This window comes from Kitasatospora sp. NPDC059722 (assembly GCF_042733235.1).
GTDB lineage: Bacteria > Actinomycetota > Actinomycetes > Streptomycetales > Streptomycetaceae > Kitasatospora.
Map to the genome: position 1 here is coordinate 1 of NZ_JBHWGD010000021.1, position 15,363 is coordinate 15,363.

Genomic DNA, 15,363 nt, shown 5'->3' on the forward strand with positions numbered 1-15,363 from the left:
ACTGATCCACCCCGAAGGGCTTCACCGTTCGACTTGCATGTGTTAAGCACGCCGCCAGCGTTCGTCCTGAGCCAGGATCAAACTCTCCGTGAATGCTTTCCACGAAAGAGCGGCACGGCAACCACCGGAATAGGGTGGTCCCGCGCACTGCGTCCTCGCTAGTGTTATTTCAAAAGGAATCTCCAACCCCGATCAAGTGATCGAGGCCGGGGATGTCAACATATCTGGCGTTGACTTTTGGCACGCTGTTGAGTTCTCAAGGAACGGACGCTTCCTTCGAGCCGCCTTCCAGCGGGCCCTCCGGGCGCTTCGTTCTTTCGTGTTTCCAGCTTATCAGATGTTTTCCGCTCCGTTTTCCGGAGTTTCATTCATCGGATTTGCTTTCCGCTTTCGTTGCCCCGGTCTCCCGCGGCGACTCCGGAACTGTACGGGGCCGGAGGCGCCCCGTGCAAATCGTCCCGCCCTGCTGTCGCAGGACGGGACGATCCGCTGGTGGAGCGCCGTCAGACGCGGCCCATCTCCTCGGCGATGGCCGCCGCGAAGGCGTCGATGTCGGCCTCGGTGGTGTCGAAGGCGCACATCCAGCGCACCTCGCCGGTGTGCTCGTTCCAGAAGTAGAAGCGGTACCGCTTCTGCAGCCGCTCGCTGACGTCCCGCGGGAGGATCGCGAAGACCGCGTTCGCCTGGACCGGGCGCACGATCTCGACGCCGTCGATCTTCCGGACGGCCGCCTCCAGGCGGCTGGCCATGGCGTTGGCATGGCCGGCGTTGCGCAGGTAGAGGTCGCCGGAGAGCAGCGCCTCGAACTGCACGGAGACGAAGCGCATCTTCGACGCGAGCTGCATCGAGGTCTTGCGCAGGTACTTGATGTTGCGGACCCGCTCGGGGTTCAGCACCACGACGACCTCGCCCAACAGCAGGCCGTTCTTCGTTCCGCCGAACGACAGCACGTCGACGCCGACGTCCGTCGTGAAGGCGCGCAGCGGCAGGCCGAGCGATGCGGCGGCGTTGGCCAGGCGGGAGCCGTCGACGTGGACGAGCATGCCGAGCTGGTGGGCGTGCTCGGTGATCGCGCGGATCTCGTCGGCGGTGTAGAGGGTGCCGAGCTCGGTGCTCTGGGTGATGGAGACCGCGAGCGGCTGCGCGCGGTGCTCGTCGCCGAAGCCCCAGGCCTGCTGGTCGAGCAGTTCGGGGGTGAGCTTGCCGTCGGGGGTGGGGACGGTGAGCAGCTTGATGCCGCCCATCTTCTCCGGGGCGCCGCCCTCGTCCACGTTGATGTGGGCGGACTCGGCGCAGACGACCGCGCCCCAGCGCGGGAGCAGCGCCTGGAGGGCGACCACGTTGGCACCGGTGCCGTTGAAGACCGGGTAGGCCTCGGCCTTCTCGCCGAAGTGGCGGCGGAAGACGTCCTGCAGGTGTGCCGTGTAGTCGTCCTCGCCGTAGGCGACCTGGTGGCCACCGTTGGCGAGCGCTATCGCGGCGAGGACCTCGGGGTGCACGCCGGCGTAGTTGTCGCTGGCGAAGCCGCGGACGGCGGGGTCGTGCCGCCGAACCGCGTCCGTGCGGGTGGAGTCGTTCATCGGGCTGTCAGCCACAGGTGCTGTCCGTTCAGTTCTGCTGCGGGGCGGTCCCAGAGGCCCGCCAGGTGAGTGGCGAGGTCGGCCGTGTCGGTGAAGCCGGCGAACTTCGCGTCCGGCTTCTCGGCCCGCATCTCCGGGCTGACCAGCGCCTTGATCACCAGGATGGCAGCTGCGGCGGTGGGCTCGCCGTCGGCCGAGGTGGTCTCCTTCTTGAAGGAGTCGGCCATGGCGAGGGTCCACGCCTCGGTGGCGGCCTTGGCGGCCGCGTAGGCGGCGCCGCCGGCGGTGGGCTTGTGGGCCGCGGCGGCGGAGACCATCGCGTACCGGCCGGCGGGGCTGCGGACCAGCGCGGGCTGGAAGGCCAGCGAGGTGTGCTGGAGGGTCCGCACGACGGTGTCGTGCAGGAAGTCCCAGTCGTCGAGGCGGGTGTCGAAGAACGTCTTGCTGCCGCGCCAGCCGCCGACCAGGTGGAACAGGCCGTCGACGTGGCCGTGCTCCGCCTCCAGGTGGTCGGCCCAGTCGTGGACCTCCTGCGGGTCGAGCAGGTCGATCACCTGGCCGCTGACCTTCGCCCCGCGCACGGCGACGCGGGTGGCGTCGAGGGCGCTCTCCAGCCGGACCGGGTCGATGTCGGCACCGATCACGGTGGCACCGTCGGCGGTCAGGCGGCGCAGCACGGCCTGTCCGGCCGGGCCACTGGCTCCGGCGACGGCGATGACCTTGCCGGCCAGCGGGGCGTTGGGGGTGGTGGTCACGCGGCGACTCCCTTGGTTCCGTTGCCGGTGATGCCGGCGGTGGCGGCGATGACGCCGCCGAGCTTCTTGGACAGGGCCTCGTAGAACATGCTCAGCGGGAACTCGTCCGGGAGCACCGCGTCGCACAGCGCCTTGTTGAGCGCCTTGCCGTCGGTGATGTCGAGCGGCAGCGCGTCGGCCCCCTTCGCCCACGTGGAGGCCGGGTGCGGGGTGAGGTAGCGGGAGACGAGCTGGTAGGCGGCGATCCAGTGGGCCGGCTTGGGCCGGTCGATGCCGTCGCGGTACAGGGTCTCGATCTCGGCGCAGAGCTCGTTGGTGACCTGCGGGGCGCGGTCCCAGTCGATGGTGAGGCGGTTGTCCCGCCAGCGCAGCGCGTCGTTCTTGTGCAGGTAGGCGAAGAGCAGCTGGCCGCCCATGCCGTCGTAGTTGCGCACGCGGTCGCCGCTGACCGGGAAGCGGAACAGGCGGTCGAAGAGGATCGCGTACTGGACGTCGCGGGCGTGCTTGTTGCCCTCGGCCTCCAGCTGCACCGCCTCCTTGAAGGTGGTGAGGTCGCAGCGGAGCTCTTCGAGGCCGTACATCCAGAACGGGCTGCGCTGCTTGATCATGAAGGGGTCGAACGGCAGGTCACCGTGGCTGTGGGTGCGGTCGTGGACGAGGTCCCACAGGACGAAGGTCTCCTGCGCGCGCGCCTGGTCCTTGAGCAGGCCCTCGGCGTCGTCCGGGATCGCCAGGCCGAGCTGCTGGACGGCGCTGGTGGTGACGGCGCGGAAGCGGGCGGCCTCGCGGTCGCAGAAGATGCCGCCCCAGGTGAAACGTTCCGGCGCCTTGCGCACGGCGACCGTCTCGGGAAAGAGGACGGCGGAGTTGGTGTCGTACCCGGCCGTGAAGTCGGTGAAGGTGATCGGGACGAACATCGGGTTGTCGAAGCGCGTGCGCTCCAGCTCGGCCAGCCAGTCGGGCCACACGACGCGCAGCAGGACGGCTTCGAGGTTGCGGTCCGGGTTCCCGTTCTGCGTGTACATCGGGAAGACCACGAGGTGCTCGAGGCCGTCGACGCGCTGGTCGGCGGGCTGGAAGGCGAGCAGCGAGTCCAGGAAGTCGGGCTCCCGGTAGCCCGTGTCGGCCCACTTGGCCAGGTCCGCGTCGACGGCGGCCAGGTAGGCCTCGTCGTGCGGGAACAGCGGGGCCAGCTCGGCGACCGCGCTGCGGACCGTGGCGACCAGCGGATCGACCGTGTGCCGCTGGACGGCGGCCAGGTCGATCGAGCCGTCCTTGGACTGCAGCGGGCGCAGGGTCTCGACGGCCTCCTTCAGGAGCAGCCACGCCGGGTGGCCGGCGAGGGTCGAGACCGGGGCGTCGGCCGCCACAGCGAGCCTTGGCGAAAGATTCTGCATCGTGGACTCACTTCGACAGGAGGTTTTCGATGGAGACACCATAGATACGAAAGGTTCTCCTGTTCAAGGGGGCTCCGATCGGAGAACCTCCGGTGGTGGGGGGTTTCGGGGACGCCGCGACCGGATGTCCGGCATGTGGACGCCGCGGTGGATGTTCTGGACACGGGCGCCGTCGGGATGCGAACCTCCCGCCATGCTCCCGGCGGTGATCACGATGACCGAGCGGCACGACGGCCTGTTCCGGGTGCCCTCTCGTTGTCACGCCTGCCGTGGCACGCGCGGCTGTTGCTGTCGCCGCCGCTGCTGTCGTTGATCCGCCGATCCGCTCGCTCGCCGATCCGCCGATCAGGCTCGGAGGGCGCCGCGGACGCGGGCCCGTACGCCGACCATGCCGCGTGTGTTCCGGCGCCGCCACCGGGGGAAGTGACCCGCCGGGTCCGCGGCCGCCTCCGGCCCCGGCCGCCGCATCTCCTGTCCTGCCCGGCCTTCCTTCCCTGGAGCCCTGCCATGACCGACCTCCGTCTCCGCCCCGGCTTCCGCAAGTCCGCCGCCCTCCCCGTCGCCGCGCTGCTGGCGGCCGCCGCCGCGCTGACCGCGTGCGCGCCGCAGGACGCCAAGACCGACGGGACCGCGGCCGCGGGCGCGGGCGCGTCGGGCACATCGGCCGGCTGCGCGCCGGGGGCGCTGGCGACCTGGACCGCCGGCACGCTGACGATCGGCACCGACAAGCCCGCGTACGACCCGTGGTTCTCCGAGGACAAGCCGGAGAACGGCAAGGGCTTCGAGTCCGCGGTCGCCTACGCGGTCGCCGACAAGCTCGGCTACCCCAAGGAGAAGGTGACCTGGGTGGTGGCCCCGTTCAACAAGGCCACCTCGCCCGGCCCGAAGGACTTCGACTTCGACGTCAACCAGGTGTCCATCAGCGCCGAGCGCAAGCAGGCGGTCGACTTCTCCTCCGGCTACTACGACGTCCGGCAGGCCGTCATCGCGCTAAAGAACTCCAAGGCCGCGAGCGCGAAGAGCATCGCCGACCTCAAGGGCGCCAAGCTCGGCGCGCAGGTGGGCACGACCAGCCTCGACACCATCACCGACACCATCAAGCCGAGCACCCGGCCGGCCGTCTTCGACTCCAACGACCTGGCCAAGGCCGCGCTGAAGAACGGCCAGGTCGAGGCGCTCGTGGTCGACCTGCCGACGGCCTTCTACATCACCGGCGCCGAGGTGCCGGAGGCTCAGGTGGTGGGGCAGTTCGAGAGCGCGTCGCAGGGCGAGCAGTTCGGACTGGTGCTGGACAAGGGCTCCCGGCTCACCGGCTGCGTGTCGCAGGCCGTGGACGCGCTGCGGGCGGACGGGACGCTCGCGAAGCTGGAGAAGCAGTGGCTGTCCGACGCCGTCTCGGCACCGGTGCTGAAGTGAGCGGCGGCATCGAGGCCAGTGGCGGCGTCGAGGCCGGCGGGGGTGTCGGGGCCGACGGCGCGGCGGGCCGGGAGGCGGGCGCGCGGGACGACGGTGCGCCCGGCGGCGGGGAGGACGACGGCTACCGTCCGTCCGAGCGCCGGCTCGCCCGGGACGCCTACCGCCGCGGGCGGACCCGGCGTTCGGCCCTGATCGCGGGCTCGTCGACGCTGCTGACGGCCGTCGTGCTGTACCTGCTCATCGTCAACTCCCCCGGCTGGGAGGTGACTCGACGGACCTTCTTCAACCTCGACTACGCCCGGCAGGCGCTGCCCGAGGTCCTGACCGGGCTCCGGCTCAACCTGGAGCTGATGCTCGGCTGCGGCGTGCTGATCCTGGTGTTCGGCCTGCTGCTGGCGGTGCTCCGGACCCTGCGCGGTCCGGTGTTCCTGCCGGTCCGGCTGCTGGCCACCGCGTACGTGGACTTCTTCCTCGGGCTGCCGATGATCATCTGCCTGCTGGTGATGATCACCGGGGTGCCGGCACTGCGCCTCACCGGGGTGACCACCGATCCGCTGCTGCTCGGCGGGGCGGCGCTCGTGCTGACGTACTCGGCGTACGTGTCCGAGGTGTTCCGCGCGGGGATCGAGTCGGTGCACCCGAGCCAGCGGGCCGCGGCGCGCTCGCTCGGGCTCACCAACGCGCAGGCGATGCGGTACGTCGTGCTGCCGCAGGCGGTACGGCGGGTGGTGCCGCCGCTGATCAACAACCTGGTCAGCCTGCAGAAGGACACCGGGCTCGTCTCGATCGGCGGGGCGATCGACGCCGTCTACGCGGCGAAGATCATCGCGTCCCGGTCGTTCAACTACACGCCGTACCTGGTCGCGGGGCTGGTGTTCATCGTGCTGACCATTCCGCTCACGCGGTTCGCCGACTGGCTGACCGCGCGCATGAACCGTCGGCAGGTCCAGGGAGGTGCGGTGTGAGCGGGGCGAGCAGTACTAACAGTACGAGCAGTGCGAGGGGTGTGGGCGGGGACCCGGTGGGCGCCGGAGCGGACGTGCTGCGGCTGGAGTCGGTGCGCAAGACCTTCGGCTCACAGGTGGTGCTGCGCGACGTCGACCTCGCCGTGCCCGAGCACTCGGTGACGGCGCTGATCGGGGCGTCCGGCTCGGGCAAGTCCACGCTGATGCGGTGCGTGAACCTGCTGGAGGGCGTCGACGACGGCGCGATCTTCCTGGACGGCGAGGACATCACCGACCCGCGGACGGACGAGGACGCCGTCCGGCGCCGGATCGGTGTCGTCTTCCAGGCCTACAACCTGTTCCCGCACATGACGGTGCTGGAGAACATCACGCTCGCGCCGCGCCGGGTGCACGGGCTCGGGCGGGCCGAGGCGGAGGCGAAGGCACTGGAGCTGCTGGACCGGCTCGGGCTGGCGGCCAAGGCGAAGGAGTACCCGGACCGGCTCTCCGGCGGGCAGCAGCAGCGCGTCGCCATCGTGCGGGCGCTGGCCACCGGGCCACGGCTGCTGCTGCTCGACGAGATCACGGCGGCGCTCGACCCGGTGCTCGTCGGGGAGGTGCTGTCGGTGGTGCGCGATCTGAAGGAACAGGGCATGACGATGGTCCTGTCGACGCACGAGATGGGGTTCGCGCGCGAGGTGGCCGACCAGGTCTGCTTCCTGGACGGCGGGGTGGTGCTCGAACAGGGGCCGCCGGAGCAGGTGTTCGGCGATCCGCGGGAGGAGCGGACCCGGCGGTTCCTCAGCCGGATCGTCGCCTCGGGGCGGCTTCAGGGCTGAGACGGGACGCGCGGGGGCGGGCTCCGGCAGGTGGATTCCGGCGGGGTGGCGGCGGCAGGGTGGCGGGGTCCGGCGAGATCTGGCGAGGTCTGGCTGGGGGGCTTGTTGAGGCAGGCATAGGGCGCTCGCAGGAACGCACTCCGCTGGTCACCACCGTGCGCCCCTGCACGCGCCCTGGCCTCCCGGGAGCGGCAGCGGTGATCGTGGACAGGACGAACGCCGCAGAGTACGGGTGGCGGCGAACAGCTGACAGGTTTCAGATGACAGATTTCGTTATCTGTTATCTGAAACCTGTCAGCTGTTCGCTGTTCGCCGTCCTCCCGTCACCCCAGGAGGCCGCCGTTGCACGGACCCACGCTGGTCAACTGGCTCCTCGCCCTCCTCACCGCCACCGCCGGGGCCTACTGCCTGACCCGCCTCCGGTATGCCCCGGGAGCCCCCGGAGCCCCGCACGCGCCACACACCACCTGCGCACCGGCGCCCTCCACCACCCACCCGACGGGCGCCCAACGGCTTCTCGCCCGGGAAACCGACGCCGCCGAAGCGCTGATGGGGCTCGGCATGGCCGGAATGGCCGTCACCGGCGCCGCCGTCCCGGCGCCCGTCTGGGCCTGGCTGTTCGGCGTCCCCGCAGCCCTCTTCCTGCTCGCCGCCGCCGGCGCCCCGGACCGCCGCGGACACCGGCTGCACCACGCGATCGGCGGCCTGGCCATGACCTACGCAGCCCTCGCCATGACCGCCTCCCCCGGCCATCACCACCACGCCCCGAGCACCGGCGCCCCGCTGCTCACCGGCGCGCTGCTGGTGTACTTCGGCGCCTACTCCCTCTGGGCCGGCACCCGGCTCCTGCACGCCCCCGGCGGAAGCGTCACCGTCGGAACGGCGGGCCTCCCGCAGGCCTGCCGGCTCACCATGGGCATCGGGATGTTCGCGATGCTCCTGACCATGTGACCTTGCCCGCCCCCGACGCCCACGCCCAACACCCACACCCAACGCCCGTCCCCGACGCCCGTCCCCCACCCCACCCCACCCCACCCCACCCGCCGCCCCAACCCCCACCCCACGCACCCTGGCCGAGCCACACCCGGGACCAAGGTCCCCGGGCCCGCGTGGCGTTGGTCACTGGCCGCCCGAAAGCCGTTCCACCGGACGTCGCCAGCGCATAGGTTGGCGAGGAGCGCGTTGTCGCGCTCCGTGCGCACTCGGGGAGCCCATGCGATGACTGCCCTGATCGGCCTGCTGCTGCTCGGCCTACTGCTCTCCACCGCCGTGCCCCGGCTGCTCGCCCGGGCCCGCTGGGTGGAGCGCGAACCCGTGCTGGCGCTGCTGGCATGGCAGTGCCTGGTCGTAGCCGTCCTGCTGTGCTGCGCGTTGAGCCTGGTCCTGGCCGCCTCGGCCGCGCTGCCCGAACTGCGCGCACTCGTGTTCGCCGGCGCGCCGCACGGGGTGGAGGCGGCGTACGGGCTCCAGGACGCCGAAGGCTGGGGCCGGCTCTGCGCGGCGGTGCTGGCCGCGGGCGGGCTGCAGACGGTGCTGGCGGTCACCCGTGAGGTCCGTTCGGCGAAGGCTCTGCGCAACCACCGTCACGCTCAACTCTCCGACCGCGCTCCCGAGTTGCCGGAGGCCATCGCGGCCGCCCGCAGCCGCCGGGAGCGCCTGGTGGTGCTGGAGAACGTCCGGCCGGAGGCCTGGTCGCTGCCCGGCCCGAACTCCCGGCTGGTGGTCACCACGGGCGCCCTCCAGCAGCTGACCGCACGGGAGTTGGCGGCCGTACTGAGTCACGAGCGCGGGCACGTGCGTGCCCGGCACGACTGGCTCGCGCAGGCCGCCCAGGCACTCGCGTCCGGGTTCCCGGGGGTCCGGGTGTTCAGCACCTTCCGGGACCAGGTCGGCGAGCTGGTCGAGCTGGCGGCCGACGACCGTGCGGCCCGTCGGCACGGACGGCACACCACCGCCCTTGCGCTGGCCGAACTCAACCTGGGCCGCGGGGTGTTCGGCTCCTGTCCGCCGGGCCTCGCGCAGTCCCCGAAGCGGGTGGACCGCCTGCTCGCGGGCCGCCCCCGGCTGTCCGTTCCGCACCGGCTCCAACTCACCGTCGCCGCGCTCGCCGCGCCCGTGGCCGTCGTGCTGCTGGCCGCCGCTCCGGGACTCGTCTCGCAGTTCTAGCCAGACGCCCCATCGCCCCACCGGACCCTCAGGACCGCCGAAGAACCTGCCGAAGAACCTGCTGACGAACCTGCCGGCAAATCTGCTGACGAACCGTCAGCATCACGCCTCACACGGGCCAGTGACCTCATCGCCGAGCGTGCGCGCAAGCACGTCGCGGTGGAGCGGACGGGCCTGCCGGTAGCGCTCACGCCCCTCGTCCGTGAGGACGATCAGGATGCCGCGGCGGTCGTCCACGCACATCTCGCGCGTCACCAGTCCCGCCTTCTCCAGCCGGCCGATCAGACGGGACAGCGCGCTCTGGCTGAGGTGGACGACGTCGGCGAGCTCCTGGACCCGGAGCCGGTGGCTGCGGTCCACCGAGCAGCCCTCGACCAGGCGCTCCAGCACCTCGAACTCACTCATCCCGAGCCCGTGCTTCTCGCCCAGCTCGCGGTCGAGCGCACAGGAGGTCTCGGCGTGCCGGGCCAGCAGTTCGCGCCACTGCGCGACGAGACCGGCCTCCGCCGGGGAGTCGAGTTCAGCCACGGCGCCACCCTACCACCGCCACCGCAACTTATGCGTTTACATCTTATTCACTTGCATTGATTGCACGTGCATGTAGTCTCCTCCCCATGACCACCGCGACCGTCACGTCACCCGACGCACCGTCAACCGGCGGACAGGCCTGGACCCCCCGCCTCTGGGGCACCCTGTTCGTCCTCTGCGCCGCGATCTTCCTGGACGCCCTGGACGTCTCCATGGTGGGAGTGGCCCTCCCGTCCATCGGCTCCGAACTGCACCTCTCCACCTCGACCCTGCAATGGGTGGTCTCCGGCTACGTGCTCGGTTACGGCGGCCTGCTCCTGCTCGGCGGACGGGCGGCCGACCTGCTCGGCCGCCGCCGGGTGTTCCTCGTCGCCCTGGGCGTCTTCGGCGCCGCCTCCCTGCTCGGCGGACTGGTCGACGACGGCGGACTGCTGATCGCCGCCCGCTTCCTCAAGGGGACCGCCGCCGCGTTCACCGCCCCGGCCGGCCTGTCGATCATCACCACGACCTTCCCGGAGGGCCCCGCCCGCAACCGGGCGCTGTCCATCTACACCACCTGCGCCGCCAGCGGCTTCTCGCTCGGTCTCGTGCTCAGCGGCCTGCTCACCTCGGTCGGCTGGCGCTGGACGTTCCTGATGCCCGTCCCGGTCGCGCTGATCGCCCTGCTGCTCGCCGTCCGCCTGCTCCCCCGCCCGGTCGAGGAGCGCGCCAAGGGCGGGTACGACGTCCTCGGCGCGATCACCGGCACGCTCACCGTCCTGCTGCTCGTCTTCACCGTCACCGAGGCGCAGGGTGCCGGCTGGCTCAGCCTGCGCACACTCGGCTCGTTCGCCGTGGTCGCCGCCCTGGCGGCCGCGTTCCTGGTGACCGAGAGCCGCGCCGCCCACCCGCTGGTCCGGCTCGGCATCTTCCGCAACGGCGCGGTGGCCCGGGCCAACGTGATCGCCTTCACGATGACCGGCGCCTACGGCGGCTTCCAGTTCATCGTGACGCTCTACCTCCAGCACCTGCTCGGCTGGTCGGCGCTGGAGATGGCGCTCGGGCTGCTGCCGGCCGGCGCGTTCATCGCGCTGTCCGCGCCGTTCATGGGCCCGATCGTGGACCGCTTCGGCACCGGCCGGCTGCTGCCCATCGGCGTCCTGTCGCTGACCGCGGCGTTCGCACTGTTCCTGCGGCTGGACGAGCACAGCTCCTACCCCGCGCTGGTGCTGCCGTCGATGCTGCTGCTCGGCGTCGGCTTCGCGCTCGCCTTCCCCTCCGTGAACATCGCCGCCACCGACGGCGTCGCGGACGAGGAGCAGGGCCTGGCCTCGGGCCTGGTCAACACGGCGATCCAGGTCGGCACCGCCGTCGTGCTCGCCGGTGCGACCGCGATGATCACCGCCGGGAGCGCCGGCGGCGACAGCCCGCAGGCGCAGCTGGACGGCTACCGGCCGGCCCTGCTGTTCGTCACGGCGGTCGCGCTGCTCGGGTTCCTGATCGCCCTCGTGGGCGCACTGCTGGAGCGCCGGAAGAAGTCAACTCCTGTGTCTGTCCCGGACTATGACTACACGTCACGGGCATCCGGGCCCACCGACCGGGCCGAGGTACTGGCCGAGCGCTGACCACTTCCGCCCGCGCCGCTTCCGCCCACGCCGAACCGCCCACGCGAGACCGCACCGGACCCGCACCGGACAACGGCGGACCGCACCACACCGCGCCGCGTCGAGCCGACGCGGATGTCCACCCCCGGGCACTGCCGCCGGCTCCACCAAACCCCCGTGTTGGTGGAGCCGGCCGTCTTCGTAACGGCCGCCCCCGCACCAGCCGTCCGTGCGCCGCTCGTCAACGCGGTTCCACGGATCGGCCGTCGACTCCCCCAGTATATTGGCCGGGAGCCAACGAACGTTCGGAGCTGTCACGATGGCACCCCGCGGGGATTCGGTCAATGAGGAAATGCGTCAGCGCTCGCGCCGGCGCATCATGCGGGCCACCGTCGAACTGGTCGACCAGCACGGATACGCCGGGACCACGCTGAGCGACATCGCCGAGCGCGCCGGACTCGCGCGCGGCCTGCTGTCGTACTACTTCGACGGCAAACGGCTGCTCATGCAGTCCGCCACGCACCGGATGATGCACCAGTCGCTCAGCAACGCCCTGGCCGAACTCGCGCCGGACGCGACACCCGAGGCCCGGCTGGCCCGCGCCATCGACGCCGTCCTCGGCCTCGCCCTCGACCACCCGCGGGTGATGCGCTCCCACCTGGCGCTGATCCTCGACCCGGACACCGGCTCCTTCGTCCAGGACCCGGAGCAGCAGCAGCTCGGCGCGATCCTCCAGGGCCTGCTGCGGGAGTGGGGTGCGCCGGATCCGGCCGCCGAGCACGCGGTGCTGCGCAGCGCGCTCATGGGCGGGTGCATCGGCCTCCTGCTGCCGGGCGCGGAGGTGCCGCTGGCGCCGATCCGGGCCGACCTGTTCCGGCGCTACGACCTGCCGTGGGAGCTGGGCCGCCCGCCGCAGCCGCTGCCACAGCCACAGCTGCCGCTGCCGCTGCCGCTGGAACGCGAACGGCCGCCGGCCCGCGGCTGACGGCCGGTGGGCGGCGGCGGATGCTCCGGCGGCCGGTGCTCGCCGACGGCCGGTCCGGGCGGCGGGCAAGCACGGCTCGTGGTCCGGCCGTTCGGGCCCGGACGTCCAGGCCCCTCCGGGCGGAGGCTCAGCGTTCCTTCAGGATCGAGGCGAGCAGGTCTATGGTGCGCTCGGGCGTGAGGCTGTCCACGCAGAGGCGCTCCATGACCTGGATGTAGGCGTCCACGTCGTCCCGCTTGTCGAGGTAGAGCGCGCTGGTGAGCTGCTCCAGGTAAACGACGTCGGCGAGGTCCTGCTCCGGGAAGCGCAGGATCGTGAACGCGCCGGACTCGCCCGCGTGCGCGCCGAAGCGGAACGGCATGACCTGGATGACGACGTTGGCCTGCTCGGCGACGTCGATCAGGTATTGGACCTGGCCGCGCATCACCTTGGGCCCGCCGACCGGGCGGCGCAGCGCGGCCTCGTCGATGACGGCCCACAGGCGCGGGTTGTTGCCCTCGGTCAGCAGCTTCTGGCGGCGCAGGCGGAGGCTGACCCGCCGTTCGACCTCCTCCTCGCTGATGACCGGCCGACTCTGACCGAAAACCGCCCGCGCGTACTCCTCGGACTGCAGGAGTCCCGGGATGAACTGCACCTCGTACGTGCGGATCAGCTGCGCGGCCTCCTCCAGACCGACGTAGGTCTGGAACCAGCCTGGCAGCACGTCGTTGAAGCTGTGCCACCAGCCGGACTTGTTGGCCTCGCGGACCAGGCCGAGGAGGGCCTCCCGCTCCAGGCCGTCGTCCACGCCGTAGAGGCTGAGCAGGTCGGCGACGTCGCGCTCCTTGAAGCTGACCCGGCCGAGCTCCATGCGGCTGATCTTGGACTCGGAGGCGCGGATCGCGTAGCCGGCGTCCTCGCGGGTGATGCCGCGCGCCTCACGCAGGCGTCGCAGCTGTGAGCCGAGGAGGATCCGGCGGACCATCGAGCCGCCGCCCGGCTGAACTGTGGTCATGCGGTCGAAACCTCCACCTAGGGCAAACAGCGCACAGTCTGCCATCAGTTGAGCGCTCACGGTGCCGATACTGACGGATGTTCCTATCAGTTCTGCACTCCACACACCAGGATGCACGTGCATCCGGCGCTTGCATATGCCAATAGTGCGACTGCACGTGAATCGACTCTTGCATCTGCAGTGAGCGCAGAGGACCATGGTGCACGTGCACCTGCACATCCCTGGCAATCCCGCGGGCTCCGCGTCGACCCCACGCGCGACTCCGTGCACCAGCCCGGCAGCGTCCCCCACGCCACCGGGCCTTCGTGTGCGCGCGCGCCTCGTCGAGGAGGGGGCCGTGCGGCCGAGCGAGTCGGAGGTGACCGGCATGACCCCGGCGGGTCCAGCCGTGTCCGCCCCCTTATGGGAGGAGCTCTTCATGGGCACCGGTACGGCTTTGGCGGTTGACCCCCACGTGGTCACCTGTACGCTCGCTCCTCGCTTCGAAGCCGTCAGAACCGCACGTGACTTCGCCCGGACCGCTCTGCAGCGCTGGGGGCTGATGGAGCTGTTCGACGACGTCGCGCTGGTCGCGTCGGAACTCGTGACCAACGCGCTGCGGCATGCGATCGGCGCACGGCCCGACCCGGTGGGCGGCGCCCTGGGCGAGTACGACTTTCCCACACAGCACGGTGGTGACGGCAGGCTGCCGATCCGAATAAGCCTCGTGCACCGCGCGCCGCAGATCGTCTGCGCGGTCAGCGATCCGAGCAGCACCGGCCCGGTCGCCCGGGAGGCGGACTTCGTGGCCGAATCCGGCCGCGGGCTGCACCTGGTGGACTCGTTCAGCCACTCCTGGGGCTGGCACCCGCTGGGCGGGGGCAAGGTCGTCTGGGCGCTGTTCGAGGCCGACGCGCAGGCCGCGACCCCCGAACTCGGTGGCCGGCACCGGCGCTCCGCCTAGCGGCGGACGGGCACGCACCCCCGCAGCGCGGGCACGCGTCCCCGGATCGATGGACACCCCGGGAGGACCGAAACCCCGGGAAGAAGCGGTAGTTCGCCCTCGCCGGGCTCGCGCCGGAGACCCACCGGCCCCCCGCAGCGCACCCGCGACGACCAGTGCGCCCCCGACGGCCGACGGGCCGCCAGTGCGCGGGACAGCAGCGCACGGGACAGCGTTACGCGGGACAGCAGCGCACGGGACGGTGGAGAAGCCCGCGAAGAGGCACACCACCGAGCGTGTGACCGAGCGCGTGACGAACCGCGCGGACGACCGCGGGGCCGAGCCTGCGGAGAAGACAAAGGCCGCCGTGGTGTCAGCACCCACGACGGCCCCCCGATGGCTCCTGGTGCGGAGCGGTGGCCGGACCGACGGACGTCCGGTGAAGCGGCCGGACGGCCCGGTGAACGGCCGGACGGACGTCCGGTCAGGCGGACAGGTGGTCGAACTCCCCGTCCTTGGCCCCCAACAGCATCGCGGCGATCTCGGCCCGCGTGTAGATGAGCGCCGGACCGTCCGGGAAGCGCGAGTTGCGCATCGCCACGTCGCCCCCCGGCAGCGCGGCGAACTCGACGCAGTTGCCCTGGGAGTTGCTGTGCAGGCTCTTCTGCCAGACCACTCCCTCCAGCTCGGTGGCGGCCATCCCGTTGTAGGGACCGTACGAGCCGCCCAGTTCCTGCGATTCGTGCGAGTCGTGCATAGAAGTCTCCCGAAGAGCCCCGGAGTTGCGGTCCAGCGCGGCGCCCCCGGCACCCGCCGAACGAACGGGCCGGCCCCGTACCAGCCCGGCACAACGCCTCACTTGACGCGATGATAGCCCTTGTGCACGTGCATCAGCACGAGACGGTGCAGGTGCACGAGGCCTTTCACCGGCCGACCTGAACTCTTCACGGACCCTTCTCCTGACGGTACGTAAACGGACATAGCCGACCGAACCGGCCCGCTTCCGATAACCGGCCGTGAGCGGCTCCCCGCTAAATGTTGATCTTCGAAAGCCGGGAGTCGCGCACTCGTGACCCTCCGTCAGACCGCCCGTCGACTGTGAGACATCTCACGCGCCACAGGTGCAACGTGACGCCCCACCGGACACGTCTCCAGGAGATACCGGCGGACGCGCGGGGGTTGGGCCAGGTATGTCCGGAATATGACCTAATGACCGCTCATCGACCCGCGCACGCGGGAGCTCCGCGCGCCGCG

At 71.2% G+C, this 15,363-nt stretch carries 14 protein-coding genes and 1 rRNA gene; 8 read left to right on the top strand and 7 right to left on the bottom strand.

Annotation, left to right across the window (positions count from 1 at the left end):
* The 4 genes from ACFV4F_RS16160 to ACFV4F_RS16175 all read right to left on the bottom strand — a co-directional run.
* A 16S ribosomal RNA gene (locus tag ACFV4F_RS16160) occupies positions 1 to 93 on the bottom strand; the annotation flags it as partial.
* A 410-nt stretch (positions 94 to 503) separates the two neighbouring features.
* Positions 504 to 1,580 carry a threonine aldolase family protein gene (locus ACFV4F_RS16165; protein WP_380448890.1) on the bottom strand — a complete coding sequence of 359 codons (1,077 nt, stop codon included), beginning with the start codon at positions 1,578 to 1,580 and terminating at the stop codon, positions 504 to 506.
* On the bottom strand, positions 1,577 to 2,335 hold the full coding sequence (locus ACFV4F_RS16170; protein ID WP_380448888.1) for an SDR family NAD(P)-dependent oxidoreductase: 759 nt from the start codon (positions 2,333 to 2,335) through the stop codon (positions 1,577 to 1,579). Before ACFV4F_RS16170 ends, ACFV4F_RS16165 begins: the two co-directional genes overlap by 4 nt.
* Positions 2,332 to 3,732: a DUF6421 family protein gene (locus ACFV4F_RS16175; protein ID WP_380502969.1), complete on the bottom strand. Its 1,401-nt coding sequence runs from the start codon at positions 3,730 to 3,732 to the stop codon at positions 2,332 to 2,334. The genes ACFV4F_RS16170 and ACFV4F_RS16175 overlap by 4 nt, the downstream gene beginning before the upstream one ends.
* A 507-nt stretch (positions 3,733 to 4,239) precedes the next feature.
* Between ACFV4F_RS16175 and ACFV4F_RS16180 the strand changes: the two genes are divergently transcribed.
* The 5 genes from ACFV4F_RS16180 (at position 4,240) to ACFV4F_RS16200 (ending at position 9,097) form a co-directional block, all read left to right on the top strand.
* Positions 4,240 to 5,148: an ABC transporter substrate-binding protein gene (locus ACFV4F_RS16180; protein WP_380502971.1), complete on the top strand. Its 909-nt coding sequence runs from the start codon at positions 4,240 to 4,242 to the stop codon at positions 5,146 to 5,148.
* Complete coding sequence (locus tag ACFV4F_RS16185) at positions 5,109 to 6,113, top strand: amino acid ABC transporter permease (RefSeq protein ID WP_380502974.1); 1,005 nt, start codon at positions 5,109 to 5,111, stop codon at positions 6,111 to 6,113. The genes ACFV4F_RS16180 and ACFV4F_RS16185 overlap by 40 nt, the downstream gene beginning before the upstream one ends.
* A 56-nt stretch (positions 6,114 to 6,169) precedes the next feature.
* A complete protein-coding gene (locus tag ACFV4F_RS16190) occupies positions 6,170 to 6,931 on the top strand; it encodes an amino acid ABC transporter ATP-binding protein (protein ID WP_380502977.1) in 762 nt (253 codons plus the stop codon).
* Positions 6,932 to 7,273: 342 nt separating this feature from the next.
* Positions 7,274 to 7,882, top strand: coding sequence for a DUF5134 domain-containing protein (locus tag ACFV4F_RS16195; protein WP_380502980.1), 609 nt, complete (start codon positions 7,274 to 7,276; stop codon positions 7,880 to 7,882).
* Positions 7,883 to 8,149: 267 nt separating this feature from the next.
* A complete protein-coding gene (locus tag ACFV4F_RS16200; RefSeq protein WP_380502982.1) occupies positions 8,150 to 9,097 on the top strand; it encodes a M56 family metallopeptidase in 948 nt (315 codons plus the stop codon).
* 102 nt (positions 9,098 to 9,199) lie between these two features.
* On the opposite strand, the gene ACFV4F_RS16205 is transcribed toward ACFV4F_RS16200, so the two are convergent.
* Positions 9,200 to 9,625, bottom strand: a complete 426-nt coding sequence (locus ACFV4F_RS16205; protein WP_380502985.1) for a MarR family winged helix-turn-helix transcriptional regulator — start codon at positions 9,623 to 9,625, stop codon at positions 9,200 to 9,202.
* A gap of 86 nt (positions 9,626 to 9,711) precedes the next feature.
* Between ACFV4F_RS16205 and ACFV4F_RS16210 the strand changes: the two genes are divergently transcribed.
* Both ACFV4F_RS16210 and ACFV4F_RS16215 read left to right on the top strand, forming a co-directional pair.
* Positions 9,712 to 11,229 (top strand): MFS transporter, encoded by a 1,518-nt coding sequence (locus ACFV4F_RS16210; protein ID WP_380502988.1) that lies wholly within the window; start codon positions 9,712 to 9,714, stop codon positions 11,227 to 11,229.
* A gap of 331 nt (positions 11,230 to 11,560) precedes the next feature.
* On the top strand, positions 11,561 to 12,193 hold the full coding sequence (locus ACFV4F_RS16215; protein ID WP_380502991.1) for a TetR/AcrR family transcriptional regulator: 633 nt from the start codon (positions 11,561 to 11,563) through the stop codon (positions 12,191 to 12,193).
* A 127-nt stretch (positions 12,194 to 12,320) separates the two neighbouring features.
* Here the strand turns inward: ACFV4F_RS16215 and ACFV4F_RS16220 are convergent, their stop codons facing one another.
* Complete coding sequence (locus ACFV4F_RS16220; RefSeq protein ID WP_329930454.1) at positions 12,321 to 13,187, bottom strand: helix-turn-helix transcriptional regulator; 867 nt, start codon at positions 13,185 to 13,187, stop codon at positions 12,321 to 12,323.
* 418 nt (positions 13,188 to 13,605) lie between these two features.
* On the opposite strand from ACFV4F_RS16220, the gene ACFV4F_RS16225 reads away from it, so the two are divergent.
* Positions 13,606 to 14,130, top strand: coding sequence for an ATP-binding protein (locus ACFV4F_RS16225; protein WP_380442135.1), 525 nt, complete (start codon positions 13,606 to 13,608; stop codon positions 14,128 to 14,130).
* Positions 14,131 to 14,593: 463 nt separating this feature from the next.
* Here the strand turns inward: ACFV4F_RS16225 and ACFV4F_RS16230 are convergent, their stop codons facing one another.
* Positions 14,594 to 14,866, bottom strand: a complete 273-nt coding sequence (locus tag ACFV4F_RS16230) for a DUF397 domain-containing protein (RefSeq protein WP_380442137.1) — start codon at positions 14,864 to 14,866, stop codon at positions 14,594 to 14,596.
* Positions 14,867 to 15,363 lie beyond the last annotated feature (497 nt).

Bases quoted from the DNA above. Each gene is read 5' to 3' on its own strand.
- ACFV4F_RS16165 (WP_380448890.1), bottom strand. From the start codon at position 1,580: ATGAACGACTCCACCCGCACGGACGCGGTTCGGCGGCACGACCCCGCC.
- ACFV4F_RS16175 (WP_380502969.1), bottom strand. From the start codon at position 3,732: ATGCAGAATCTTTCGCCAAGGCTCGCTGTGGCGGCCGACGCCCCGGTC.
- ACFV4F_RS16180 (WP_380502971.1), top strand. From the start codon at position 4,240: ATGACCGACCTCCGTCTCCGCCCCGGCTTCCGCAAGTCCGCCGCCCTC.
- ACFV4F_RS16200 (WP_380502982.1), top strand. From the start codon at position 8,150: ATGACTGCCCTGATCGGCCTGCTGCTGCTCGGCCTACTGCTCTCCACC.
- ACFV4F_RS16210 (WP_380502988.1), top strand. From the start codon at position 9,712: ATGACCACCGCGACCGTCACGTCACCCGACGCACCGTCAACCGGCGGA.
- ACFV4F_RS16215 (WP_380502991.1), top strand. From the start codon at position 11,561: ATGCGTCAGCGCTCGCGCCGGCGCATCATGCGGGCCACCGTCGAACTG.
- ACFV4F_RS16220 (WP_329930454.1), bottom strand. From the start codon at position 13,187: ATGACCACAGTTCAGCCGGGCGGCGGCTCGATGGTCCGCCGGATCCTC.
- ACFV4F_RS16225 (WP_380442135.1), top strand. From the start codon at position 13,606: ATGGGCACCGGTACGGCTTTGGCGGTTGACCCCCACGTGGTCACCTGT.
- ACFV4F_RS16230 (WP_380442137.1), bottom strand. From the start codon at position 14,866: ATGCACGACTCGCACGAATCGCAGGAACTGGGCGGCTCGTACGGTCCC.